The sequence below is a fragment of the Neobacillus vireti genome, from assembly GCF_036962465.1.
GTDB classification, from domain to species: domain Bacteria; phylum Bacillota; class Bacilli; order Bacillales; family Cytobacillaceae; genus Neobacillus; species Neobacillus vireti_B.
Genome location: NZ_JBALNF010000049.1, coordinates 1 through 829, shown reverse-complemented (window position 1 = coordinate 829; position 829 = coordinate 1). Strand labels below are relative to the sequence as shown.

Annotated in this window: 1 protein-coding gene and 1 pseudogene; both read right to left on the bottom strand. The window is 30.6% G+C overall.

Annotation, left to right across the window (positions count from 1 at the left end; genetic code table 11):
• Positions 1-230: pseudogene (locus V7077_RS19520) on the bottom strand (ABC transporter permease); the annotation flags it as partial.
• A 428-nt stretch (positions 231-658) separates the two neighbouring features.
• A partial coding sequence (locus V7077_RS19515) for an aspartate/glutamate racemase family protein (RefSeq protein ID WP_335505017.1) occupies positions 659-829 on the bottom strand: 171 nt, incomplete at its 5' end.

The following is an 829-nucleotide window of genomic DNA, read 5'->3' as shown; positions in this document are numbered from 1 at the left end:
TGGCTCGACTTCGGACACACAATTCTTGACAAGCTGTAGGTCTTACCTGAATCTTTAGTCATATAAAATTGACCGTCAGGCAAGTCTTTTATTATTCCTGCACTGTCTTGTGATAATCCATTTGCCAATCCGGATATAATAAACGTTAATAAACTAATGAGAAAAACAATTGATCCTAAAATTAAAAATCTTGATTTATTTTTTTTCAATTCCTTCCATGCGATGTTCATTTTCATTCCTCCACACTCGTTTTAATATCTAAAGTTTATAATCGCTATGTGAATAGAACATGAACAAAAAATTACATTTTGGATTGAATGTACAACTATAAAATGAAAAGTAAAATTACGAGGAGGGCAAAATTGAGGAGTTCTTAGAAATTCGCTTGATCTATAAGGGTGACGTTCATGAGAAAAGTGAACAACACGTATTTACGCCCAACTAAGCGGAAGTATTAGACAGGATCTATACAGGTAATATTTTTAGGCAGGTAAAGCGATGCTTCTTTAAGCATCGCACCTTTTAGTTTAAGTGTATTAATTTACATACTTTAGATTAAATTAAATAATTTGAAAACCTCATTCAATGTAGAAATGTTGCTCTATTTTTTGAAAAAGTAAAAGAAACTTGCTTATGAAATGATACCTGTCCTATCAAACTATTTATTTAAAGCCATATTTATTGATTCAATAGCGTGAATAAACGTTGTATCAAATAATGGAGCTTCTGAGTCTTCTGTTTTCACTAATAATCCAATTTCTGTACAGCCTAATATTATTCCTTCAGCTCCATCATCAATTAAATTCTTAATAACTTTTTTGTAATAATC